Source organism: Pseudoselenomonas ruminantium, assembly GCF_900142515.1.
Classification (GTDB): domain Bacteria; phylum Bacillota; class Negativicutes; order Selenomonadales; family Selenomonadaceae; genus Selenomonas_A; species Selenomonas_A ruminantium_D.
In genome coordinates, this window is record NZ_FRBC01000002.1 from 133,641 (window position 1) to 157,437 (window position 23,797).

At 50.1% G+C, this 23,797-nt stretch carries 27 protein-coding genes and 3 tRNA genes; 2 read left to right on the forward strand and 28 right to left on the reverse strand.

The genetic code is table 11. From position 1 onward, the window contains the following. Positions 1 to 12: 12 nt before the first annotated feature. From truA to BUB68_RS01625, 4 genes are read right to left on the reverse strand one after another with little or no spacing between them, the layout of a single operon-like run. Positions 13 to 789, reverse strand: coding sequence for a tRNA pseudouridine(38-40) synthase TruA (gene truA / locus BUB68_RS01610; protein WP_073088065.1), 777 nt, complete (start codon positions 787 to 789; stop codon positions 13 to 15). Beyond that, complete coding sequence (locus BUB68_RS01615) at positions 786 to 1,583, reverse strand: energy-coupling factor transporter transmembrane component T family protein (protein WP_073088066.1); 798 nt, start codon at positions 1,581 to 1,583, stop codon at positions 786 to 788. The genes truA and BUB68_RS01615 overlap by 4 nt, the downstream gene beginning before the upstream one ends. After that, positions 1,577 to 2,443, reverse strand: a complete 867-nt coding sequence (locus BUB68_RS01620; protein WP_073088067.1) for an energy-coupling factor transporter ATPase — start codon at positions 2,441 to 2,443, stop codon at positions 1,577 to 1,579. Before BUB68_RS01620 ends, BUB68_RS01615 begins: the two co-directional genes overlap by 7 nt. Further along, complete coding sequence (locus tag BUB68_RS01625; protein ID WP_073088068.1) at positions 2,433 to 3,275, reverse strand: energy-coupling factor transporter ATPase; 843 nt, start codon at positions 3,273 to 3,275, stop codon at positions 2,433 to 2,435. Before BUB68_RS01625 ends, BUB68_RS01620 begins: the two co-directional genes overlap by 11 nt. A gap of 121 nt (positions 3,276 to 3,396) precedes the next feature. On the opposite strand from BUB68_RS01625, the gene BUB68_RS01630 reads away from it, so the two are divergent. Then, entirely contained in the window at positions 3,397 to 3,759 is a 363-nt protein-coding gene (locus BUB68_RS01630) for a DUF192 domain-containing protein (protein ID WP_073088069.1), read from the forward strand. On the opposite strand, the gene BUB68_RS01635 is transcribed toward BUB68_RS01630, so the two are convergent. From BUB68_RS01635 to BUB68_RS01705, 15 genes are all read right to left on the reverse strand, one after another. Then, positions 3,675 to 4,196, reverse strand: coding sequence for a transcription repressor NadR (locus tag BUB68_RS01635; protein WP_073088070.1), 522 nt, complete (start codon positions 4,194 to 4,196; stop codon positions 3,675 to 3,677). The two genes, BUB68_RS01630 and BUB68_RS01635, sit on opposite strands and share 85 nt — an antisense overlap. 64 nt (positions 4,197 to 4,260) lie before the next feature. Next, positions 4,261 to 4,336, reverse strand: a tRNA-Val gene (locus tag BUB68_RS01640). Between the two features lie 4 nt (positions 4,337 to 4,340). Continuing rightward, positions 4,341 to 4,415: transfer RNA gene (locus BUB68_RS01645), tRNA-Glu, on the reverse strand. A gap of 1 nt (position 4,416) precedes the next feature. After that, positions 4,417 to 4,492: transfer RNA gene (locus BUB68_RS01650), tRNA-Asn, on the reverse strand. A gap of 89 nt (positions 4,493 to 4,581) precedes the next feature. Continuing rightward, complete coding sequence (locus tag BUB68_RS01655) at positions 4,582 to 5,388, reverse strand: Cof-type HAD-IIB family hydrolase (RefSeq protein WP_073088071.1); 807 nt, start codon at positions 5,386 to 5,388, stop codon at positions 4,582 to 4,584. 65 nt (positions 5,389 to 5,453) lie between these two features. Then, complete coding sequence (locus tag BUB68_RS01660) at positions 5,454 to 5,663, reverse strand: DUF3791 domain-containing protein (RefSeq protein WP_073088072.1); 210 nt, start codon at positions 5,661 to 5,663, stop codon at positions 5,454 to 5,456. 1 nt (position 5,664) lies between these two features. Continuing rightward, positions 5,665 to 5,910, reverse strand: a complete 246-nt coding sequence (locus BUB68_RS01665) for a hypothetical protein (RefSeq protein WP_073088073.1) — start codon at positions 5,908 to 5,910, stop codon at positions 5,665 to 5,667. Further along, a complete protein-coding gene (locus BUB68_RS01670; protein ID WP_073088074.1) occupies positions 5,907 to 6,386 on the reverse strand; it encodes a DUF3990 domain-containing protein in 480 nt (159 codons plus the stop codon). Before BUB68_RS01670 ends, BUB68_RS01665 begins: the two co-directional genes overlap by 4 nt. 3 nt (positions 6,387 to 6,389) lie before the next feature. Next, positions 6,390 to 7,205, reverse strand: a complete 816-nt coding sequence (locus BUB68_RS01675) for a hypothetical protein (protein WP_073088075.1) — start codon at positions 7,203 to 7,205, stop codon at positions 6,390 to 6,392. Between the two features lie 337 nt (positions 7,206 to 7,542). Next, a complete protein-coding gene (locus BUB68_RS01680; protein WP_073088076.1) occupies positions 7,543 to 8,040 on the reverse strand; it encodes a 2-thiouracil desulfurase family protein in 498 nt (165 codons plus the stop codon). 219 nt (positions 8,041 to 8,259) lie between these two features. Continuing rightward, positions 8,260 to 9,429 carry an RNA-guided endonuclease InsQ/TnpB family protein gene (locus BUB68_RS01685; RefSeq protein WP_073088077.1) on the reverse strand — a complete coding sequence of 390 codons (1,170 nt, stop codon included), beginning with the start codon at positions 9,427 to 9,429 and terminating at the stop codon, positions 8,260 to 8,262. 193 nt (positions 9,430 to 9,622) lie between these two features. Continuing rightward, entirely contained in the window at positions 9,623 to 10,180 is a 558-nt protein-coding gene (locus tag BUB68_RS01690; RefSeq protein ID WP_081371811.1) for a 3'-5' exonuclease, read from the reverse strand. A gap of 116 nt (positions 10,181 to 10,296) precedes the next feature. Next, on the reverse strand, positions 10,297 to 11,697 hold the full coding sequence (gene gltA / locus BUB68_RS01695; RefSeq protein WP_073088078.1) for an NADPH-dependent glutamate synthase: 1,401 nt from the start codon (positions 11,695 to 11,697) through the stop codon (positions 10,297 to 10,299). A gap of 3 nt (positions 11,698 to 11,700) precedes the next feature. Beyond that, complete coding sequence (locus tag BUB68_RS01700) at positions 11,701 to 12,543, reverse strand: sulfide/dihydroorotate dehydrogenase-like FAD/NAD-binding protein (protein ID WP_073088079.1); 843 nt, start codon at positions 12,541 to 12,543, stop codon at positions 11,701 to 11,703. Positions 12,544 to 12,572: 29 nt separating this feature from the next. Then, entirely contained in the window at positions 12,573 to 13,316 is a 744-nt protein-coding gene (locus BUB68_RS01705; protein WP_073088080.1) for a methylenetetrahydrofolate reductase, read from the reverse strand. Between the two features lie 171 nt (positions 13,317 to 13,487). Between BUB68_RS01705 and BUB68_RS01710 the strand changes: the two genes are divergently transcribed. Continuing rightward, entirely contained in the window at positions 13,488 to 15,608 is a 2,121-nt protein-coding gene (locus tag BUB68_RS01710; RefSeq protein WP_073088081.1) for a cyclic nucleotide-binding domain-containing protein, read from the forward strand. An 80-nt stretch (positions 15,609 to 15,688) separates the two neighbouring features. On the opposite strand, the gene BUB68_RS01715 is transcribed toward BUB68_RS01710, so the two are convergent. The 9 genes from BUB68_RS01715 to BUB68_RS01755 form a co-directional block, all read right to left on the reverse strand. Further along, positions 15,689 to 16,213, reverse strand: a complete 525-nt coding sequence (locus BUB68_RS01715; protein ID WP_073088082.1) for a hypothetical protein — start codon at positions 16,211 to 16,213, stop codon at positions 15,689 to 15,691. A gap of 125 nt (positions 16,214 to 16,338) precedes the next feature. After that, positions 16,339 to 16,518 (reverse strand): 50S ribosomal protein L32, encoded by a 180-nt coding sequence (gene rpmF, locus BUB68_RS01720; protein WP_014423332.1) that lies wholly within the window; start codon positions 16,516 to 16,518, stop codon positions 16,339 to 16,341. A gap of 33 nt (positions 16,519 to 16,551) precedes the next feature. Beyond that, on the reverse strand, positions 16,552 to 17,052 hold the full coding sequence (locus BUB68_RS01725) for a YceD family protein (RefSeq protein WP_073088083.1): 501 nt from the start codon (positions 17,050 to 17,052) through the stop codon (positions 16,552 to 16,554). Positions 17,053 to 17,107: 55 nt separating this feature from the next. Next, entirely contained in the window at positions 17,108 to 17,569 is a 462-nt protein-coding gene (locus tag BUB68_RS01730; RefSeq protein ID WP_073088084.1) for an RpiB/LacA/LacB family sugar-phosphate isomerase, read from the reverse strand. Between the two features lie 72 nt (positions 17,570 to 17,641). Then, entirely contained in the window at positions 17,642 to 19,693 is a 2,052-nt protein-coding gene (gene glyS, locus BUB68_RS01735) for a glycine--tRNA ligase subunit beta (RefSeq protein WP_073088085.1), read from the reverse strand. Next, positions 19,693 to 20,571 (reverse strand): glycine--tRNA ligase subunit alpha, encoded by an 879-nt coding sequence (gene glyQ / locus BUB68_RS01740; protein WP_014423721.1) that lies wholly within the window; start codon positions 20,569 to 20,571, stop codon positions 19,693 to 19,695. Before glyQ ends, glyS begins: the two co-directional genes overlap by 1 nt. Positions 20,572 to 20,867: 296 nt before the next feature. Beyond that, positions 20,868 to 21,560, reverse strand: coding sequence for a hypothetical protein (locus BUB68_RS01745; RefSeq protein ID WP_178139441.1), 693 nt, complete (start codon positions 21,558 to 21,560; stop codon positions 20,868 to 20,870). 146 nt (positions 21,561 to 21,706) lie between these two features. Then, the gene (locus BUB68_RS01750) at positions 21,707 to 22,027 is read right to left on the reverse strand and encodes a hypothetical protein (protein WP_081371813.1); all 321 of its coding nucleotides are present in this window, start codon (positions 22,025 to 22,027) and stop codon (positions 21,707 to 21,709) included. Positions 22,028 to 22,095: 68 nt separating this feature from the next. Continuing rightward, entirely contained in the window at positions 22,096 to 23,775 is a 1,680-nt protein-coding gene (locus BUB68_RS01755) for a DUF342 domain-containing protein (RefSeq protein ID WP_073088088.1), read from the reverse strand. Positions 23,776 to 23,797: the final 22 nt, after the last annotated feature.

A 23,797-nucleotide genomic window follows, 5' to 3' on the forward strand; every position in this document is an offset into this window, starting at 1 on the left:
CTCGGCGCGTCTTCAATATTCCACATGATAGAGATACAAGCCGCAGGCAGGCGCCGTAGCGCTTGCCTGGCCTCTATCCAGGCTGGCAAAGATCTCCGCAAATCGTTCGAGACTGATGCGCCCCAGTCCTACATTGGCAACCGTGCCAATGATGTTCCTTACCATATGGTAGAGGAAGCCGTTGCCATAGATGGTGAATTCCAGCAAATCTCCCGGCTTTTCCTCAACTTTGGCTTCATAGATGGTACGTACCGGACTCATGGGCGCACCGCCCGCAGCCCGAAAGGCGCTGAAGTCGTGCTTTCCTTTCAGCATATCCAAAGCCGCTTGCATCAGCCCTACATCCAATGGACGGCGCTCGTACCAGGCATAACGGGCAGTCAGCGGATTGGGCGTTGCCCCCTGCTGGATGCGATAGACATAAGTCTTGGCCTTGGCACTATGGCGGGCACTGAAGTCAAAATCCGCCTCCCAGGCCTCCTTCACCACGATATCATCCGGCAACAGGCTGTTGGCCGCCATGGGCACCTTATCGATGGGAATGCTCCCATTGGTGAAGAAATTCACCACCTGCCCATAGGCATGGACACCGGCATCCGTGCGGCCTGACGCCGCCAGTTCAATGGTATCACCAAAGATAACCGCCAGCTTGCGCTCCAACACATTCTGCACCGCCACCACGGGCGGACTTTGACGCTGGAAGCCATGATAGGCCGTGCCATCATAAGCTACGGTCAAGGCAATATTCCGCCTGCGAGCCTTCATTTCTTCTTTATGTTCTGTCTTCATCGATAGAAACCTACTCCTAATCCCAGACTGAGCACAGCAAAGACCACCAGGGATATATAATCCAGCCTTGCCAGCTTCATTTCCTTCATGCGGGTACGGCCGGCACCGCCCCGATAACATCTGGCCTCCATTGCCATGGCCAGGTCATCTGCCCGGCGGAAAGCCGACAGAAACAACGGCACCAATATCGGCACCATATTTTTGAGGCGCGACAGGACGCTGCCCGTCACAAAATCCGCCCCACGCGACTGCTGCGCCTTCATGATCTTATCCGTTTCACTGATCAGCGTCGGAATGAACCGCAGGGCAATGGTCATCATCATCGCCAGTTCATGGGCCGGCAGGCCAACTTTCTTGAAGGGCGATAACAGGCTTTCCAGCGCATCGGTAAGTTTCAGCGGACTGGTGGTGAAAGTCAGCAAAGTGCTCAACACAATCAAAAGCATCAGCCGCACGCTGATCAAGGTTCCCTGCGCCACCCCTTCCTGCGTGATGGCAAACTGCCAGACCCGGCAAAGTTCCTTGCCAGGATGGCTGAACAGATGCAACACAAAGGTAAAAAGGATAATCCACCACAGAGGCTTCAACGAGCGCAATACCATGCGCAGGGGCACACCGGAAAACAGGATCAGCGCCAGCGTCAATACGATCAAGGCACTATAGACCGGCGCGCTGGTAAAGACAAAAACCTCCATCAGCAGGATAAGCAGCAACAGTATCTTCACACGGGCATCCATTCGATGTAGAAAAGAATCCCCGGGAAAATACTGCCCAATCATGATATTATTCAGCATAGATGGAACACCTCCCTAAGGGATCTCAGCCCCGCCTCCGGGGTGATGGCACGCGTATCCACCGGCAGGCCTGCCTGCTGCAACTGCGCCAGTATCTGCATGATCTGCGGCTTTTCGAGGCCCGTTTCCTGCAATAAATCATCCTGCGCAAAGATTTCAGCAGGGCTGCCTGCGGCCCGCAGCTTCCCGCCTTGCATCACCACCATCTTATCGGCCATTTTGGCGATGTCTTCCATGCTATGAGAGACAAAGACAATGGTGAGTTTCCACTTCTTATGCAGGCGCTGGATTTCAGCCATCAGCTCATCCCGCCCGCGGGGATCGAGTCCTGCCGCCGGTTCATCGAGAACCAGGTATTTCGGCCGCATCGCCAGCACACCGGCCATTGCCACCCGGCGCATCTGACCGCCGCTCAAGGCAAAAGGTGACATATCCCTGAACTTCTGGTAATCCAGCCCCACCAGTTCCATAGCCTGCCGTACGCGCTCCCCGACCTCATTCTCGTCAAGGCCCTGATTGCGCGGGCCAAAGGCAATATCCTGCGCGATGGTTTCCTCAAAAAGCTGGGTTTCCGCATACTGAAAGACCATACCTACCTGCTGGCGGGCATGCCAGGCCTTGATTCTGCCTTCCTTATCTCCGGCGTTGATATTGACACCATCCACCAGCACCTCTCCGGCTGCCGGCTGCAACAAGCCGTTCAAGTGCTGAACCAGAGTAGATTTGCCCGAACCGGTATGGCCTGCAATGGCCGTGAAGCTTCCCTCTTCAATGGTCAGATTCACGTCATCCAGCGCAATGCGCTCATAGGGCGTCTTGGGCATATAGATATACTTTACATTTCTCAGTTCAATGGACATAACGAGCCTCCAGCGCGGCAACTAAATCATCATTGGTCAGGATATCCTTGGGTAGCTGCATGCCGCCCTGCCGCAGATGCCAGGCTATTTCCACAGCCAGCGGCACTGCCAAACCTAATCGGTGGAGCTTCGGCGCATCGGCAAATATTTCTGCCGGGGGCCCCTGCTGTACCAGCCGGCCATGCTCCATCACCAGCACCCGGTCAGCCCGGGCAGCCTCGTCCATGAAATGCGTGATGCACAAAAGCGTCAGTCCTCGCTGCTGATGCAACCGTTCCACGGTATCCATGACTTCCCGGCGTCCCTGCGGATCAAGCATGGCTGTGGCTTCATCAAGGATCAGGCACTTCGTATCCATCGCCAAAGCTCCGGCAATGGCCACCCGCTGTTTCTGGCCGCCAGACAACAGATGCGGGGCAAACTTGCGGAATTCTTCCATGCCCACAGCCTGCAAGGCCATCTTTACCTGTGCCCGGATTTTCGCCGGCTCCATGCCCAGATTTTCGGGGCCAAAAGCCACATCATCTTCCACGACTCCCGCAATCAGCTGATTATCAGGATTCTGGAACACCATCCCCACCTGCCGGCGAATCTGCCAGACTTCCTGCGGTTTGCGGGTATCCATGCCTGCGACACGGCAGACACCGCTTGTCGGCAATAAGAGACCGTTCAGATGACGGGCCAGCGTGGATTTGCCAGAGCCATTGGCACCCAAGATCGCCACGAATTCTCCGGCCTCAATATGAAAACTCACACCCTGCAAGGCAGTGAACTCCTGCTCCGACCCCTGCCCATAGACATGCGTCAGATTTTCTGCTTCGATAAATGACATTGAAATCGTCCTCACAATAGAATCACACAAGGTTCATTATACCGCATTTTAAGGATTTTACAAAAAAGAAGTTATTGCCTTATAATAAGGTCAACAACTTCTTTATATAGACGGTGATATCATGAAATTACAAATGGAAACAGCCGATACCTTTTTCCGCCGCTTCCGCGGACTGATGCTGCGGAAGGAACTTCCCGCAGGCAAAGGCCTGCTGATTGCTCCCTGCAGCAGCATCCACATGTGCTTCATGCGCTTTGCCATCGATGCGATCTGGGTGGACAAGGATATGAACATCCTCAAGATCAGTCGCAATGTCAAGCCCTGGATAGGCCTTGCCTGGTGTCCCGGGGCCTGGGGCGTCGTGGAAATGACCGCCGGCGAAGCTGACCGTCTGGGACTTCAATCCTCTACCAGGATTCCTGTGGAGCGCAACTCATCCTTGATGGCTGACAAAGCTTCCTCATCGGGTACCCGCACCGTATGAAGGTGCACACCGCCAGTCACCACCAGCAATGGTGTTGCCTGGCATTTTTTCATCTTGCTGATGAAATTCTTGATATCGCGACGGCTTGTGAGCAGCAGATCGCTTTTCAGCGGACCATAAACGGGATGCTCGACAATCACATCCATGACCGCACCACCGTTATCCACAATGGCATTGAGTTCCGTTTCCATATCCTCGGCCGTATGCTTGCAGATCAGGGTATGCAGCTGCTGGCTGTCATGTTTTTCCTCCTGCATCATGAAATAACCTCGGGGCGTGGCATAGATCTTCTGCCCCTCAGCCCGCAGGATGCTGATATCGCCAACAATAATCTGACGGCTGACGCCCATTTCCCGGGAAAGTCTCGTCCCTGTCAATGGCTGCACAGCCCCCTGCAGACGCCGCAAGACCTCTGCCCGGCGTTCCTCTGTAGTCATACTCAAATCCCTCCCGCAATTTTTTGTAACAAAAAAGCTGCCTTGCGGCAGCTTAAATTTCAAATGGTGGGCGATAACAGGATCGAACTGCTGACATCCTGCTTGTAAGGCAGGCGCTCTCCCAGCTGAGCTAATCGCCCGAAATGGTGACGCGTATGGGATTCGAACCCATGAAGCCGCCGTGAAAGGGCGGTGTCTTAACCACTTGACCAACGCGCCATGGCTCCCCGAGCAGGATTCGAACCTGCGACATATGGATTAACAGTCCACCGTTCTACCGGCTGAACTATCGGGGAATTCCTTGGTGTGTCTCACCAACGAAAGTTATTATACGACACTTTTCCGGAGAATGCAACCCCTTTTTTAAACTTTTTTCAAAAAAAGTTTAAATTATTTTTTGTGCCGTCAAAAACACTGCGATGCCACTGTCGTTATTGCTGGCAGTTACGGCCTTGGCCACGGCTTTCACATCAGCGGGAGCATTGCCCATTGCTACGCTCATGCCCGTGTATTCGAGCATGGCCAGATCATTATAATTGTCGCCAAAGGAAAGCGCCTCTGACTTGTCCAAACCATAATGCTGCAGGAGCACAGCAATGCCTGCCGCCTTGGACACCCTGCCGTCCATAATTTCCAGCAGGATATCTGAGGAACGCGCTACCTGGAACTGCGGATAATGCTGCTGGAAATACTTCTCCGCCGCAACATTATCCTCCGGCTCGGCCATCAACAGGATCTTATGCGGCAAGATGCCCTGCTGCAACAGCGCTGCAAAATCTGCCTGCTCCGCCTGCGCCGAGGTGATATCTTCCTCCCGCTTAACACGCGCATCCGCCTTATCCGTCACATACCAGTGATGGCCGCTATAGAAATTCACCGTAACTGCAGGGAACTGTTCCGCAATCTCCGCCAACAGCTTCTGCACAGAATCTGCTTCCATATAAGTGCCGGCCAGCTCCTGCCCCTCTCTGTCCAGCACATAAGCCCCGCTGTAACAGATGATCGGCATCTTTATCCCCATATCCCCGGTAATTGGATAAATCGCCTCCGGCATCCGCGCTGACACCAACACAAAAGGAATATCCTTCGCCACCAGCTTCTTGACCGCCTCTTTCGTCTGACTTGTCACTTCATGCTGACTGGTCAGAACTGTACCGTCAATATCGGAAAACACAATCTTCACATTTGACATAATAATCCCCTCCCCCTTAACATTATGCCATATTACGAGGGATTATGCCACTACGCAAGCTTCCATCACCATGCAGGCTTGCCTGTCTTTAACAAACTGTCAATATCCGCAAAGGCATTTTCAATGGCCTCTGTATGGTACAACCAGTAATTGTCATATATCCGCTTCGTTATCCCCTTGCTGTCCCACTCCGCCAGTACCTCGCCGGTTTTCCGTTTCTTGTGGTCAGCATAATATTCCAACAAGTACATAAAGAACTTCATTTCCTCGGTCATACTACTCACCTCGAATATAAACCGAATTGCGCGGGTCACCAGTTATTTTCTCCGCTTCCCAAATTTCCAGAATCGCGCCTGCCCCAAATTCCGTCATGCCACAGTCCTCATTCTCCAACATCTCATGGGTCTTGGACTGGACAAACTTTTGCAAGGCTTCCATATAGCTGTAACCATATTTCTCCACCAACATATTGACGACAGCTTCATTGTAATAATCGAGAATATCCGGGTCTAATCGCTTCATACCTGCCGTCCCTCCTTAAAGACCAATAGTTGCAACGCCTTTTCTGTGCGAAACAGATACTGATCTTTTAATTTTTGCGGTAATAACAGTTGAATGGCCACATCCTCAGGAAAATAGCCCTTCAAGTAGTTGTTGACAGTACGAATGGCCTGGTCATTAGCCACAGGCCCCACCACTATATCGTAATCATCCACAGGCGGATTACCTGTGCGGTGCGCCGTTATATACCGCAGCCACTCCTTGTCTGGCTTGGTAAATTTCAACACTTTTACCACTTCAGCATAATTATCGCCAATTTCAAAGACAGATACCACAGGTGTCCCATTTTCACGCCGAGCCGTTGTACGAACTGCCCACTTTTGCGCCTGCTCAAAATCACTGGTAAGATAAAAGCCTGCTCCGAAGTCCAAAAATCTCTGGGATTTCAGTATTTTAGGTTCGCGAACAACAATATTGCTACCATGGTATAAAATCATACATTACCTCACATTTTCAATTCCCCTAATCCCTAAAAATTCTATATCTGCTTGTTGTGAACGATATAAAATCTTATTTTCCGCTGTTGGTCTTATCATCACACCAGCTATATATCCTTTGTATTCTTGTGGCAAGGTATTTGAATCTGCGAACATCTCCATTGGTCTATTAACAATTACTTGTACCCAACACTTTCTCCCTTCTATATCTTCAAACCATAATTGCGGCATAATCCCCGGCATATCTGTGAACGACAGAATCTTATTCCCTTTCTTTTTTAATTCCGCAATAACAATAGAAATTCCCCAATTCAATAATTCCCACTCTGACACAGCATGTAATTCATCTCCTGTGATATCTGTAGGTACTACCTTTTTACCAGTTTCTGTGTTAATTAAATTCCACCCATCTTCTAAAGGTTGCATACTATCCATTTCAATTCTAAACAAACACGGAATAATATCATTTTTCTTGCATACTTCTAACTGATGTACCTTTAAGTCATGGGGTATTAATGAATCATACGGTCTTAAATTACTAAAAAAAGACTTATTTCCCTCTGAAATCAAATCAACCAGCACTGAAAACACCCTATTTTTATATCTAAAATTCATAGAATCAAATGTAGGGCTTATTATTTGTGTCCTAAGCCAGCAAAAACCTTGATATGGATTGGGTAATTTATTATTCTCTTTATTAAATAAGGCTTGCAAATTTTTGCCAGCAATAGACCAACCTTGAAGATATTCTCTACTTTCATTTGGCCTTTCAATTATATGCCATTTCTTTTTAGGCTTTGATTTTAGAAAATCAAACATTTCAATTCACCTCTTATAATTTTTCATACAAAAGTAGTTGTGTATAATCGCACTATGAGAGGTTTAACACTCCCCCTTATGGAGAGACTATATGTTCGATGGCACTAAGTTGGGCAGGCGGGGATGGCTGGCGGGAGCGTGGGGCGGGGAGCGTTAAGAACTTATTTTTTGCCATACCGCTGTCCTATCGTGAAAAGCATACTGTTTGAGCGCAGCGAGTTTTTGCTTTTCACGATACTTAATTAAGAGCAAAAAATAAGTTTAGCTCCCCGTCTCAGCGGACGCGAGTCATCCCCGCCTGCCCCGCGCCTTTTTCCTCGCCCTCAAGTCGTGGTAATCATATTCTGTCTCTCTTCGCATCCTCAGCAATCAGTTCTTCGAGCCGTCCCACTGTCATATCTTTCTCGGAATACACGGTAATGCCATGTTTCTGCAGCAGGGCCGTGGTTACGCCCTGGCCTTTGATTTTCTTGCCATCAAAATTGCCGCTGTGTACTTTTTTGACGCCGCAGGAGGGGCTGCCTTCTTTGAGAATGGCGACTTTCGCATGGTAGGCTTCGGCGATTTTGAGCACCTTGTCGGCTCCCGTCAGCAGATACTGTGTGGTGTCCATACCGTTTTCATCCACAGCCTTCGCCTTGCCCGTGAGGACTTTTTTCCCACTACCGCCCTGAATCTCCATCGCGGGCCTTGGGCATGGCAACATGGCGAAACATTCGGGACATACGGCAATAAACCGCCCCCGTTCATTGTATTTTAACAACAGCTCATGGGTGTTGGCACCCCCACTGAATTTTACCTTATGCCCCAGTAAGCAAGCACTGACCAGAATCATCTTCGATACCCCTTTCTCCGCTACGATAAATATATACAAATCTATACAGAATTACACATATTTACACTGTGATAACCTCACGGTTTATCTTCCTGATTCTTTGCGTCCGATTTTGCTGTTCCGAAGAACCAGCTACTCTCGTTTGATATAACGCTCCACAGGCTTAAATTCCCTAGTAGCGATAGGTACATACTTAGGTTTTCTTGAAAGTGAATTTTCCTAAGCTGCTTTGTAATTTGCTAAGTTAATGGCAGCATTTAAATCCCTGTCCAGCTTGGCTCCGCATATAGGGCAGACATAGATACGGTCAGAAAGTTTCAAATCACTCTTAATGTGACCGCAATGACTGCAAGTTTTGGAGCTTGCATACCACCTGTCTACTTCTACGACCTTTATGCCGTACATTTCAGCCTTGTACTGAATCTGCCGCTTAAATTCATAGAATTTTTGCTTGGCGATAGCCTCTGCCAGATGTTTGTTCTTCATCATGCCTTTGACATTTAAATTTTCCATGACTATCTGAGATGGCTTGTTTTTCACTATCTCAGCCGTTGTCTGATGAAGATAATCCGTGCGGATGTCTGCCAGCCTTTTGTGCAGAAGCCGTATTTTTCTATTCTGCTTTTGTATGTTCCTGCACTCTCGGAGCGGTCTCTTCCATCTCAGACGGCGTTTTTTATCATGGCTCTTGGTATTGGCTTCCAGTTTGCGGGAGGCTTTTCTTTGTTCTCTCCGCAATTTTCTTTCCAAACGCCTGACTTCTGCAGACTTATTGATGTTCTTGTAGAACTTCGTCCTGCTTGCATCCTGGTTGGAAACAACAGCCAGTTCCTTCACGCCAAGGTCAATGCCCAGACTCTCGCCTGTTAGTTCAATCTCTTTCTGCTCTACCTCGTAGCCAACAGACAAATACCAATGTTTACCATCAAATGAGATATGCGGGTTTGCATATTTCTTGTCCTTGGCTATTTTCGGCAGTGCCGATGCAGTCTTTACAATACCAATTTTCTCACCTTGAAAGCCGTTCTCTGTTCGTTTCAAGCTCTCGTAGTTGACGTAGAAACTGATTTTGCTTTTTCTGCGGCTCTTGAACTTAGGCTTGCCCGATATGCCTTTGATATATCTCTTGAGTGCCAGTGCCGCATCTTTAACACCCTGTTTCATGACATTGCTACCGACTTCTTTCAGCCATGTATGTGTTGTCTTTTTCAGCACGTTATTGATGTACTTCCTGACCTCGCTCTCGGTAATACGCCGACCTTCCTTGTATGCCTGTTCATTAGCATCAAGAAAGTAGTTGTATGCCCAGCGGTCAGTGCCAGCACTTTTCCAGAAAAGAATTTCCTGCTCCTTAGTCGGCAAAAGCCTTATCTTTATTGCTCTCTGCATTTTTCATCTCACCACCTTTCTTATGATAAATTATATCATGAAAGACGGCATTAAAGAGGCAATACTTAGCAAATTAGAGAATTTACTTGTAAATATGTGCTACTCTATTTTGACTTGTACATATTTATCTTGTTCACATTAGAACACAACTTCTACCTGCATAAGTTTATACAGATTTATTGTAACAGTTTTGTTACCCAAATACACACACATTTATACCCAGTCTTTTCGCCAAGGACTCCAAAGAATCCTCTTTTAATTCCTGTCCCGCAGCCAGCGGAATCGCCGCACAGGTGCGTGCATCATCCATGGCATTATGATGCTGAAAATCAATATGCAGATGCGTACCTACCGTATCCAGCTTGTGATTCTCCAAGAAGGGCCATGCCTTACGGGCGATAGCCACCGTATCGCAGTAGGCAAAATCCGGCGCTGGCAGGCCATCGGCTGCCAGACAGGCGCTTAACACCCCCATATCAAAACGGGCATTATGCGCCACCACGATTTTCCCTTCCAGATGTTCTTTCAGTTCCGGCCAGATTTCGGCAAAGGTCGGCGCATTTTTTGTGTCGTTAGGCGTAATGCCATGAATTTGTATATTAAAGTAATTGTACTTATTCATGGGCGGCTGAATCAGCGAGTAGTACACATCCTTCATCCTGCCATCTTCCACGGCGGTGACAGCCACACTGCAGGCCGAATTGCGGCAGCCCGTGGCCGTTTCAAAGTCAATGGCCGCAAAGTTCATCATAAATCCATCGTTCCTTCTTTTTTAACTTAAATAACTTTCATCAATCGAATAAAAAACGGATAAATCCACCTGAGCGTAGGCCCAGGTGGATTCCCCATTTTTTATTCAATTAACGCTTAGCGCTTGCTTTTCAGATATTCGTCAATAGCGGCAGCTGCCTTGCGGCCAGCGCCCATGGCGAGGATTACCGTAGCAGCGCCCGTGACGATATCACCACCGGCGAATACACCCGGCTTGGAAGTAGCGCCCGTTTCCTCGTCAGCGGCGATATTGCCGCGCTTCGTGGTATCGAGACCCGGCGTGGTCTGGGAGATAATCGGGTTCGGGCCCGTGCCGATGGACACGATGACCGTTTCCACTTCCAGATTGAATTCGGAACCCGGTACAGCTACCGGACGGCGACGGCCGGATTCATCAGGCTCGCCCAGTTCCATCTTGATGCAGCGCATGCCGCTAACCCAGCCGTTCTCATCCCCTAAAATCTCAACCGGGTTGTTGAGGAGTTTGAATTCAATCCCCTCTTCTTTTGCATGCTCGACTTCTTCCTTGCGGGCAGGCAGTTCCGCCTCGCTGCGGCGATAGACGATGTAGACCTTCTCAGCCCCCAGACGCAGAGCCGTGCGGGCCGCATCCATGGCCACGTTGCCGCCGCCGATGACGGCTACATGCTTGCCAATCTTGATTGGCGTAGCGTATTCCGGGAACTTATAAGCCTTCATGAGGTTGCAACGCGTCAGGAACTCGTTGGCAGAGTAAACGCCGCTGAGGCTTTCGCCCGGGATGCCCTGGAAACGGGGCAGGCCGGCACCAGTGCCGATGAACACAGCATCAAAGCCTTCTTCTTCCATGAGCTCGTCCACCGTGAACAGGCGGCCAGCTACAGAGTTCAGCTCGAACTTCACGCCGAGCTTGGCAATATTGTCGATTTCCTTCTTTACTACGTCATCCTTCGGCAGACGGAATTCAGGAATGCCGTAGGACAGTACACCGCCTGCTTTGTGCAGGGCTTCGAATACCGTTACCTTGTAGCCCTTCTTGGCCAGGTCGCCAGCACAGGACAGGCCGGAAGGGCCGGAACCGATGACGGCAACTTTCTGGGCATCAGCGGCATATTCGATGGGCTTCACTTCTTCATTCTTGGCCATATAGCGGTCAGCCACATAGCGCTCGAGACGGCCAATGCCGACGGATTCGCCCTTCTTGGCCAGCACGCAGTATTTCTCGCACTGGTTTTCCTGCGGGCAGACGCGACCGCAGACTGCGGGCAGAGCGTTGGCTTCCTTGATTTTCTCAATGGCACCGTCAAAATCGCGTTCCTTGATCTTGCCGATGAACTCGGGAATGTCAACGGACACCGGGCAGCCCTTGCGGCACTGGGGCACCTTGCAGTGCAGGCAGCGCTCTGCTTCGGCTACCGCCGTTTCCTCATCATAGCCTAAAGCCACTTCATCAAAGTTATGGGCGCGGACCTTGGGGTCCTGCACCGGCATTTCATGTTTCTTCAAAGACAAAGCCATCGTTTATTTCCTCCCCAAACCAATGCGGCAAATATGATCTTTTTCCTCGGCCTCCATGTCGCGGTACATGCGCTGGCGGCTCATGAGTTCAGGGAAGTCCACCTTGTGACCATCAAATTCCGGGCCATCCACGCAGGCAAACTTCGTCTCGTCGCCTACAGTTACACGGCAGCCGCCACACATGCCCGTACCATCTACCATGATGGGGTTCAGGCTCACGACCGTCGGAATGCCCATTTCACGGGTGGCATCAGCCACGCTCTTCATCATGATGACCGGGCCGATAGCCGTAATCTGAGCAATCTTCTCACCGCGATCCACGAGTTCCTGCACGGCATAGGTAACAAAGCCCTTGATGCCACGTGAACCGTCATCGGTGGTGATCAGGATTTCGTCGGTCACTTCGGACATTTCCTTTTCCATGATCAAGATATCCTTGGTCTTGGCGCCCATGATGGCAATGACCTTGTTGCCTGCTTCCTTCATGGCGCGGGCAATCGGGAAAGTCGGAGCAACGCCGATACCGCCGCCCACGACGACAACCGTGCCGTCGAATTTCTTGATTTCAGACGGCTGACCAAGCGGGCCGGCAAAGTCCACGATGGTGTCACCAGCTTCTTTGGCAGCCAGAGCCATGGTGGAGGCACCGATTACCTGGAACACGATGTTGATGATGCCTTTTTCGCGATCAAAGTTTGCGATGGTCAGAGGAATGCGCTCACCTTCCTCGTCCACACGCAGGATGATGAACTGACCGGCCAGACATTTCTTTGCCACACGCTGGGCTTCGATATCCATGGAGAAGACGCTGGGAGACAGCTCTTCCTTTTTCAGAATCTTAAACATGATTCACTCTCCTAAATACACACATAATATCAGGCGAAAACGCCTGCCAAATACTCTTCCAGATTGGTCTTGATGGGCATCAGATACACATTGGCCTCTGCCTTGTCCGCCATTTCCATGACCTGACGGGAGAAATCCACGCTCCACTCCAGCGTGGGATTGAAGCTCTTGGGGAAGATGACGTTGTTCTTGCGTTCCCAATAGCTCTGGGATGCAGGCGTGACCACCGGCGACACGCCCCAGTACACATCGAGGCCATCGAGCATATCCATATACATTTCCAGCATACGCATATCGAAGAACGGCTGAGTAAAGAACCCGGCTGCCCCGGCCTGCACCTTGCGGCGGGTACGGTAGAGCTCATGGCGCATGGAACTTCTGTACTGGTCAATGCCCGCATAGACCTTCACTTCCGGCATCTCCTCCCGGAACTTGCGGATGACATCCGTGGACTCCGTGGGATAAACCTCGTGCGTCATGCGCTGGGGCGGATCGCCCTGCACCACCAGCACTTCCTTGATGCCCTTTTCCCGCAAATAATCCTTCATGGGCAGCTCTTTGTCGAGGTCGATATCCATGGCGCGGATATGGGGCATGGACATGGCAAAATACTCCTGGGCAATTGCCGAACCTTCCCAGCTGCGGGTGTCAAACCGCAGTAAGTCAGGGATATTGATGACATCAATCTTGCCTTCATACTGCTTCAGAAGCTGTAATTCGCCGCGCAAAGTCTCCTCATCACGGGGAATCAGCTCCACGGATACTCGTTTCATAGGCTGCCTCCAGACTGTTTGTTCATTTGTAAAGATAATAAGCTACATGAATACTATTGTAAAGTTTTTTTTATGAAAATGCAAGCTTCCCCTCTATTCTATGAAGGAAAATTCCTGTCCGAAGCGAATAAAGACGTTAATGATGATGTCAATAAGGAGGTCAGGAAAATCATGGGAAAACTCGATATTGCCAAAGGTCAGTTTCTCCACAAAAAAGGTGATGAAGTAAAGGATATCGCTATCATTCTCAAGGGCAGCTTTATCCTGACAGATGGTGATGCCATCACACTGCAGGCCAATAATGGTACCATCATTGGCGCTTTTCATCCCAGCGGCAGCCATTATCATTACAACTATCAGGCCGCTGAAGATTGCACCCTCTTTGTCTACGATTACAGTGATGAAGATGACTTAACCTCTGCCATCAGTGCTACTCCTGCCATTGCACGGGTAATGGCCTCCGCCAGTATTTCCCTCTTAAATAATATGCTGGAAGTCCTGGATGACCTGTACGAAAAAGCCCTCAATCTCTGTGAGAGCCTCAAAAGCGATTACAGCAATTACAAGAAGGTCTGTACGACCCTGATGATTCCCCCGCAGAATTTTGACCATGTAAACAGTCTGCTGGCCCCGGAAAAACCCGGCATGCTCACCGGCTGGCAAGCCGCTTTCTGCCGTACCTGCCAGGATAAGCTGGATTTATTGCGCAAAGATTTTTTCCCGGCAGATATCAATTTCTGCATTGGATCTATTATGCTGGCCTCACAATTGGCACAGCAAATACATCCCCAGCTCGACTTCATTACGGCTTTCATCCAGAATACAAAAGCTGCAACAGACGATTTCACCAGTGAATACCGCTCCCAAAAAGCAAAATTAGACGAAGCCCACCGTCAGGAAGCAATGGAGGCCGGCAGCGGCAATATTCCCAAAATCCAGAATGCACTCCGTACCATCATTGCCTTTTCCGGTCTTGGACGAGAAATCGGAGACACCCTTGCCAGAGATATCCGTGACTTCATAAAGGTATCGGATAAAACAGAAAAATCTGCAGAAATGCGTCGTCTGCGAAACGATATCACGCAAAATTTCTTCAATATCTATGAAGCAGCCTTTTTCAAGAGCCTGGAAAGCGACACCATGCCAGCCGAAGTCAAGATGTTCTTCCTCTTTGGTTTCATCGATGAGGAACTGGCTGGAGAAGAAAATACCGCCACACTCTATCGGCATGCGGTACTTTGGGAAGATGATTCCGATGGTATGATCATCCCTGTCTACGATTGGTTGAAAAAGATTTACCAAAAAGAAGTCCCGCCCTCTAAGGACGAATTTGACAACGACTGGCCTGACCATCTAAAAGAAGAGGTCCGCCAGGGCAATCTGAAACAGCCTGATGCGGATGCTATGTTGAATGATCCCGCCGCTATGGTTCGCTTTGAACTCCATAACATGATTGCTAATGCCAATAAAATGACCTATGGCAGCATCTTCTCCTATATTCCTGCCTTCTATGCCCAATCAGTATCCCGCCCGCTTGATACTTGTCTGACGACCTCCGAGCGGGTAAGAACTGCACTCAACCATATCCGCGCGATTGACTTCAGCTGTTTCTATCGCCCGGCTTATGCCAGCTATCCCCTGCTGAAAATCAATCGTTTCGACTATAATCTGGAAATCCTCCCTTATATCATCCTGATGCCCAATTACGGCAGCCGCGGACTCATGTGGCAAGAGATTGAAGGCCGAAAACGCACCACACCATCTCATATGGTAATCTCCATCTTCCACTCTGAAGATCTTGAAACCTCACTCATAAGGATGTGTGCTCAATTCCGTTGGGAAATGTGCAAACGCATCCAAGGCGTACATTACAGCGATGTAGGCGAACCATCCCTGACGGCCGAATACTGCAACTATCTGCAGTTCTATAAGAAAAACTCCACCCTGTCCGCTGATATGAAAGAAAAGGTCAAAAGTGCCTTAAAACGCAACGGCAACAATTATAGCAAGGTCTTTGCTGCCGAATATGAGCAGTTTGTCAAAAACGAGTCCGAAGGCCTGCCCCGGCTTAATAAAGTCGCCCGTGAAATCCTCTTCAAATACTGTACCTTTGGCCGGGACTACCGGGAAGCATTAGCGATCAATCCTCAATACAAACCACTGATCGATCGCTGGAATATCGCTCATGACGATAAGATCCGCACACTGGAGCTCTTCACCCGAAAAGTTTTGGAACAAACACACGATTTGCCGGAAGAAATGCAATTGGAGATGGATTTCCTCAAACTATAGATTCCATATAAAAAACGCCTCCCCCTATGGGGAGGCGTTTTCCTACCTCTTGGTATCGGCCTGCCATCTCCAACACACGATTACCAGTCCCCGCCATCATCATAGGAATCACTCTCCCAAGCCGAACCACTGTCGTAATCATCATGGCTGTCAATACCATAATCGTCACTATAGTCATCATCATAATCGTAATCGCTGCTATCATAATCACGATCCAAAGTCTCTTCATATTCGCTCTCATCATCGTCATAATCATAGCCATCGTAATCATCATTATAATCATGCAGTTCATTGTATGTGTTGTAAGTATTATTCACTTCATGCGCAGAAACCGCCTTATCACCGCTGAGCATATGCCCCAACACGGCTCCAGCCACCATACCGCCGGCTACATTGCGCAAAGTATGACGGTTCCGCTGCTCATGCTGCTGCGTTATGAAGCGGTCCTTTCCATACGGAGGTGTTTTGCTGCCAACATCCCGGGTCATCACCTGTTCATTTGCATCTGCCGGATAATGCGTTTTTACAGCTTTCTCTCGTTGTTTCGGACTAAAGATCAGCCAGCCTAAAAACAAGCCTGCCCCCAGCAATAATACCACTTCCATAAAAATGCCCCCTGATTCTCTATTTCTCTACATTATTAATGATTCTTCTTCTCTGAGGCATTATCCTGCAAAATTTTCTAAACAAAAACCGCCGTTCCCTATCGGAACGACGGTCATCCTGTACATTATTCAGCTGCTGCCACAACTTCTTTGCCATCATAGTAGCCGCATTCAGGGCACACATGATGGGGCATCTTCGGTTCATGGCACTGGGGGCAAGCAACGAACCCCGGAGCCTCCAGCTTCCAATTAGCACGACGCTGGTCGCGGCGAGCCTTGGACATTTTTCTCTTTGGTACTGCCATTTCGGATACACCTCCTTGATACGATCTTCTTACTTAGTCTTTGTTCAATAACTGCTGTAATGCTGCCATGCGCGGATCGGGAACAAAACGATCGCAACCGCAATCCCCTTCATTCAGATTATGTCCGCACTTAGGGCAAAGGCCCTTGCAATCAGGCTTGCATATATTACTGAGAGACTGAGCCGCCAGCAGGGTATCCCGCACCATAACCTCGATGTCCAGCAAATCACCGCTAAAGACATTGATAGAATCATCCTCACCTTCATCACGCGTGAAGTCTTCGGAAAACTCATGCTGCTGTTCTTCCCGGCAATCCGCAAGGCAGCGATTGCACACATAGGTCTTGACCACTTCAATCCTGCCACTGACACGCCAGCGCGTCCCTGTGTAGACTACAACACCTGTGACCTTTATGGGATCTTCAAACTCATAGTCATCACTCAAGGCATCCAACTCTGCCGCCGTCACCACAAATGAAAATGGCAATTCCCTGCCTAAATCAGTTTTCAATTCAGCAATATTAATATTCATCATTTCAGCATCAACCTCACATAATTATAGCGGCCATTCGGGGCTTTGTCAATGCCTATTACTTTACTGCCACCGTATGCTCAGCATCAATCTTTTTGACTTTCTCCACGCGGCGCACATATTTTTCAGCCGTAAGCGGATCGGTATGCATCCAGGTCTTTACCGTTTCCATGGCAATAGCACCACCGATGATCTTCCCCCCCAGGCACAGCACATTAGAATCATTGTGCTGGCGGGCCAATGCCGCACAAAAGGGATCCTGGCAGACCACAGCGAAGATTCCCCGCAGTTTATTGGCAATCATGGCACTGCCATAACCAACGCCATCCACGAAGATACCGCGTTCGCATTCGCCCTTCGCTACTGCCGTGGCTGCCGGCAAAACAAAATCCGACAAGTCACAAGATTCCTCATCATAGGTGCCAAAGTCCTTTACCTCATGACCTTCGCTCTCCAGATATTTCTTGATCTCATCCTTCAGTTTCGTGCCAGCATGGTCGTTGGCCATCGCTATTTTCATAAGAAAACCTCCCGTCACAATCTAATACTTTGATTGTAACGAGAGGTCTTTTATTTGTCAAGCATATTTACTTTACAATACAATTTTGCTGAAGTCAGCAACTTTAATGATCAAGGAATCAATGGCTTTCAAAAGAGCCAGACGATTATTCTTGATGGCTTCGTCCTTATCCATGACCATAACAGCATCGAAGAAAGCATCGATGGGTCTGGACAGTTCCTTCAGAGCATCGATGGCTCCCACATAGTCCTGTCCATCCACGAGGCTGGCAACAGCGCTGCTCGTGGATTTATAAACATCATAAAGTGCCTTTTCTTCATCAGCTGCAAAAACATCTTCACGGATTTCCGCAGTTTCTGCCTTTTGCGCCAGATTAGAAGCACGGACAAATGCCTGGATATTTGCAGCAGCATCTGCCATTTCCACGAACTTGGCCACAGCAGCAGCGCGCAGGCTTACAGCGTAGATATCATCTACATTTTCCAGTACAGCATCCACCACATCATAGCGGACAGCTTCCAGCACATTCTTGAGGCGCAGGCGCATGAAGTCAGCTACATCAGCCTGCATCTTCTCACGTGCCTTCTCATCCGTAAGGCCATAGAGGTCCATGGATTTTGCCACAATCTTGCTGAGGCTCACATTCCACTTGGCTTCAATCAGCATGTTCACGAGACCCAGAGCCTGACGGCGCAGGGCAAACGGATCCTGGGAGCCCGTCGGAATCTTGCCGCGGCTGAACGTACCGACGATGGTATCGATCTTGTCGGCGAGGCTGACAATGCGGCCAGCTTCCGTCTGGGGCTGGTTGTCACCGGCAAAACGCGGCATATAGTGCTCGTCGATGGCGATGGCCACCTTTTCGCATTCGCCATCAAGCTTCGCATATTCGCGGCCCATGATGCCCTGCAGTTCCGTGAACTCGGTAACCATGCCGGTCACGAGGTCAGCCTTGGACAGGAGAGCGGCACGCTGCGCATGCTTGTGAGCTTTTTCGTCTGCACCGATCTCATCAGCGATGAAGCCAGCCAGTTCTACGAGGCGCTCGGATTTCTCATACATGGTGCCCAGGCCCTGCTGGAACACAACGGTCTTGAGTTTTTCGCGATGTTCTTCCAGGCTCTTCTTGCGGTCTTCGTCAAAGAAGAACTGGGCATCAGCCAGTCTTGCACGCAGTACGCGCTCATTGCCGTGCTGTACCGTCTCAAGATGTTCACTGCCACCATTGCGTACCGTGATGAAGAGCGGCAGCAGTTTGCCGTCTGCGTCCTTCACCGGGAAATAACGCTGATGGTCGCGCATCGGCGTGATGACCGTTTCCGGCGGCAGTTCCAGATATTTTTCCTCGAACTTGCCGCAGAGAGCCGTCGGATACTCTACAAGATAGAGGACTTCTTCGAGCAGGTCTTCCGTGATTTCAGCCTTGCCGCCGTTTTTCTTCGCTACTTCTTCAATCTGCTCACGGATCATAGCCTTGCGCTTTTCCTGATCCACGATGACGAAGTTCTCTTCGCAAGCCTTTTCATAAGCGGCAGCGCTTTCAATCGTGAAATCGCCCTGAGACAGGAAGCGGTGACCGCGGGAAGTGTTGCCGGATTTGACCTCAGCCACTTCGAAAGGCACGACTTCCGCATCATAGAGGGCTACGATCCAGCGCAGGGGACGGATGAACTTGAAGTCCAGATCACGCCAGCGCATGTTGTTGGGGAAATTCAGGCCACAGATGAGTTCCGGCAGGATAGTCTGCAGAAGCTCGCTGGTTTCCTTGCCCTTTTCATGCACCATGGCATAGACATAGCCATCTTTGCTCACTAAATCCTTCGGGTCGATACCCTGACCACGGGCAAAGCCCTGAGCGGCTTTGGTGGGATTGCCATCGGCATCGAAAGCGATAGCAACGGAAGGTCCGCGGTTTTCGCTGGATACATCTTCCTGCTTTTCAGCCAGGTCTTTCACCAGGAGGGCCGTGCGGCGGGGGGTGCCGATGGTGCGGATTTCCCCGCAGGCAATGCGGCTATCTGCAAAAGCCTTGGCCGCATTTTCCTTCAACTGGGCAAGGATGCCCGGCATCACATGTGCCGGTACTTCTTCCGTGCCGATTTCTAACAGTAAATCCTTGCTCATTATTTCTCCCCCCTGTGCAGCATGGGATAACCGAGTTCCTCACGCTGTTTCAAGTAACATTCGGCGCAGAGACGTGCCAGCTTGCGCACGCGGCCGATGAAGGCCGTACGCTGGGACACGGAGATCGCGCCGCGGGCGTCCAGCAGGTTGAAGGTATGGGAGCACTTCAGGACATAGTCATAAGCCGGATGCACATAGCCCTCGGCGATTACGCGCACAGCCTCAGCTTCATATTTGTCGAACATCTCGAACAGCAGCTTTTCATCGGACAGGTCGAAGGCATAAGCAGACTGCTCGTACTCGTTCTGATGGAACACGTCGCCATAGGTGTAATCATCCGTCCACTGGATATCATAGACATTTTCCACACCCTGGATGTACATGGCCAGACGTTCGAGGCCATAGGTGATTTCAGAAGCTACGGGCTTCACATCCTGGCTGCCCACCTGCTGGAAATAGGTGAACTGAGTGATTTCCATGCCATCGAGCCATACTTCCCAGCCAAGGCCCCAGGCTCCCAGCGTCGGGGATTCCCAGTTATCCTCTACGAAACGGATATCATGCTGTTTCGGATCGATGCCCAGACGCTCCAGACTTTCCAGATAGAGTTCCTGAATATTGTCCGGGGACGGCTTCATGATAACCTGGAACTGGTGATGCTGATAGAGGCGGTTCGGGTTATCGCCATAGCGGCCGTCAGCCGGGCGGCGGGACGGCTCCACATATGCCACATTCCACGGCTCGGGACCAAGCACACGCAAAAAGGTGGAGGGGTTCATCGTGCCCGCACCTTTTTCCACATCATAGGGCTGAGCTAAGATGCAGCCCTGCTCTGACCAGAATTTCTGCAGAGCCAGGATGATTTCCTGAAATTTCATAGGTACAACTCCTTTTTCTCCTGTTACGGTTGACAACGCAAAAAAGCCCCGTCTCCGTAACGTTCACGTTACAGGGACGAGACTCTATATCCCGCGGTTCCACCCTGATTGGTTTCCTGATTAGGAAGCCCACCTCAAAGTTTTCATTTGTCCATTGCTCCAAAGTGCCCTTCACGCGGTGACCGGCTTACACCACCCCGGCCTCGCTGACTTGCGTTACTCCTCTTCTTCATTGCTGTCATAATTCTAGCAAAGTTAGCAGACACTGTCAATGAGAAATAACAATGGCAACCTTCTTATTTCTCATCTAAATCCCGGCGATTCATCTCCCGCAAAAGCTCAATCGCTCCGCGCCCCATGCCGGTTTCCCTGGCCGTGTCCTCTACTGAATAACCGCTCCTGAGCAAAGCCTTTGCCTTTGCTGCATTCGGTGAGATTGGCTTTTCCTCCCGCGGGGAAGTCTCTTCCCGCGTTATCTTTTCCAGCTCAGCTTCGATGGGCTCCATATCCTCCGGACGCCGATTCATAGCTTCAGCCAGACCTGCCGCCTGCTGCGCATTGATGGCCGGCTCCATGTTAGACGAAACCGCTTCATCTTCCTGTGCCCCCTGCTCCATGGTATTTTGCAATACCGCAGCAAAATTCTGATCATCTACCCGCTGCATAACCGGAGCTGCTGCCGCCGGACTAACTGGTGGCATGACTGGCTGAGCCGGTATTACTGGTACAGAATGATATGCTGACAATTCCGCAATCACCTTGCGGGCTTCGCTGAGTTCCCGTTTAAGAGCAGCAGACCGATCCTCTAATTCTCCTGCCAGACGCTTATATTCAGCGATTCCCGCTTCCAGACGCACATTGCGCTCATCTGCCTGCCGAAGCAGATTTTCCAAATGCTGAATATGATTCCCCATACGGGAAATCACGGCATCAGCGGAACGGGTCAACTCCGCTTTCAGCTGATCAGTAGATGCCCGCAATTCATCCACATCCACGCCCTTTTGACGTTGCGAAAGATACCGAACCACCAAGACAAGCAAAGCACCGGCTATAATAAGAAATCCTAATAATTCTGGAACCATAGGCTAAGTAAAAAACCTCCTCAAGATATACTGCATCTACGATTATACGCTATTTACAGGCTAATGTCTAATAGATGCCCACGAGAAGGATCCTCCGCCATTTTCATGACGGGCTGTTCGCTGTTTTCCTCCTGCGGCAGTGGTGCACGGCGGCGTCGCCCCCCCATACCCCCTTGTTTCTTCTGCCTGTCCGGATCATCCTTTATTTTCCCATCCTCGGGATTTTCCTTTCCCCGCACCTGTTGCTGTTTCAGTTTGTCCTCTTGTTTCTGCTCCAAAGCCTGATAATCTGACTGCAGGGCATTGGCCTGATTGAGATTGTGCTGTACCTGCCCCGCATCCGTAGCCCGAGGCACGATCATCTGCATACTCATGGGGCTGACATCCATTATTTCCACCTCATTCCTGAATATAAAGACGCCCCCTGAAAGGGGGGCGGCTATTAATACGTTCCAATCTTGATCCGTTCATCATCCACTGTTAACAGACAACGGCGGACACTGCTTTGCACATTCATCAGGATGGAATTGATGTTGATGCGGACGCCCGGATAGACTGTATCTGCCACCCGGATCTTGCCATCTTTCATGCGTCCCATCGCCTCTTCTAACTCCATGATCTCCTTCTCTGCCCGCTTGATCTTACCAGCCAATGGAAACTGTGAACGGGTCAAAGCATTGATCTGATTGATCCGCTGCTGAGGCAATCGGCTTACATCAATCTTCCCTAATGTGTTGAGTACCTGCGTAATCTGTTTCAGTCTGGCTTTATCCTCTTTGCATTCCTTGCATACTTCCATGTATTTTTTTTGTACGGTAGGATCAACACCTACAGAAAGTTTCGTAACCACTGCAGCCGAATTCCCTACAAACTTGCAACGGATTTCCTCTCCTGCAGCTACGCTGCCCCCGGTGATGATACCCTTGCGTTCCTCCACATAGACCCGATTACCAGCACGTACATTGGAGTGGAGAATGGAATCCGTTATATACACATCGCGGCCAGCTTCAATGTTGGCATTTTCGGCGAACAACGCATGAATATCCTCTGTGGCCTTGACCAGTCCTTTGTTCTGGCCCGCAATACCACCCTTGATAACGACATTGCGTCCCTGAACATCAGCACCATTCACCATGCCACCAATTTCAACATCACCGGTAGCTCGCACCATAAAGCCTGCTTCCACATTTCCCTTGATGGTCACACCACCAACAAAATCGATATTGCCGGTTGCAGGCCCTACACTGGAGCGAATATCCAAATGCGGGTCAATATCAATTTTACGGGTAGTATCCACAATCTGCCCGTTCAAAGTAGCATAAAGCTCATTATCATTGCGGACTTCCGTATTCTTCCCCTGCGGCATGGGCATAGGCCGTCCCATACGAGGGCTCACTTCTGTACCAAAAATATTGATTCCCGGCGTGCCCTCCGTCTGTGGAATACGAACGGCTAAAAGGTCACCCTTTTTAGCCAATACGAACAAGCCCATATCCTTATAATCAGCTCGGTTATACTCATCGATCTTGGGTTTATTCTTGCTCGAAAGATCGAATTTGCGTTCAATCCTGGCATTTTCTCCATGCCGGACCTGTTTTCCTTCTGCGGCCACAAAAGGAGTCAGACTCTTGACACCTTTTTCAATTGCCGCTTCATTGATGCCATAGACTATTCCCTTTTCTGACAACGCAGTCTTGATATCATCGACCTGGGGCAAGCCTGATCCCCGCGTGGTATCATAACGAACCGTAGCAATCATCTGGTCACGGCTGATATCGATGATTATACTAGCCGTCTCCCCATCATCTCCCGCCGGCTGTTCCTCCAGCTGTGCCTTGCTATGAGTCTCCCACTCATGCTCTCCTTCTGCTACCGTCTCATCAAAATCATCAGCAATCTTTCGCGGCACACCTGCCGCCTCCCGGATAATCTTTGAAAGTTCAACCACGTCATAATCGATAACACCGTTGTCCTGCAAACTCTGCCGCACATCGGATAATTCAAAAAGCATTTCCGTGCCATCACTGGGATATACCGTTACGAAAACGCCATCTTTAAGGAATTCTAGCAGATAACCTGCCTCTGGCCCACCCACTGCCGGGCGTAATGTCTGGTCATCCATGATGCGTCCCCCTTAAGGCTAA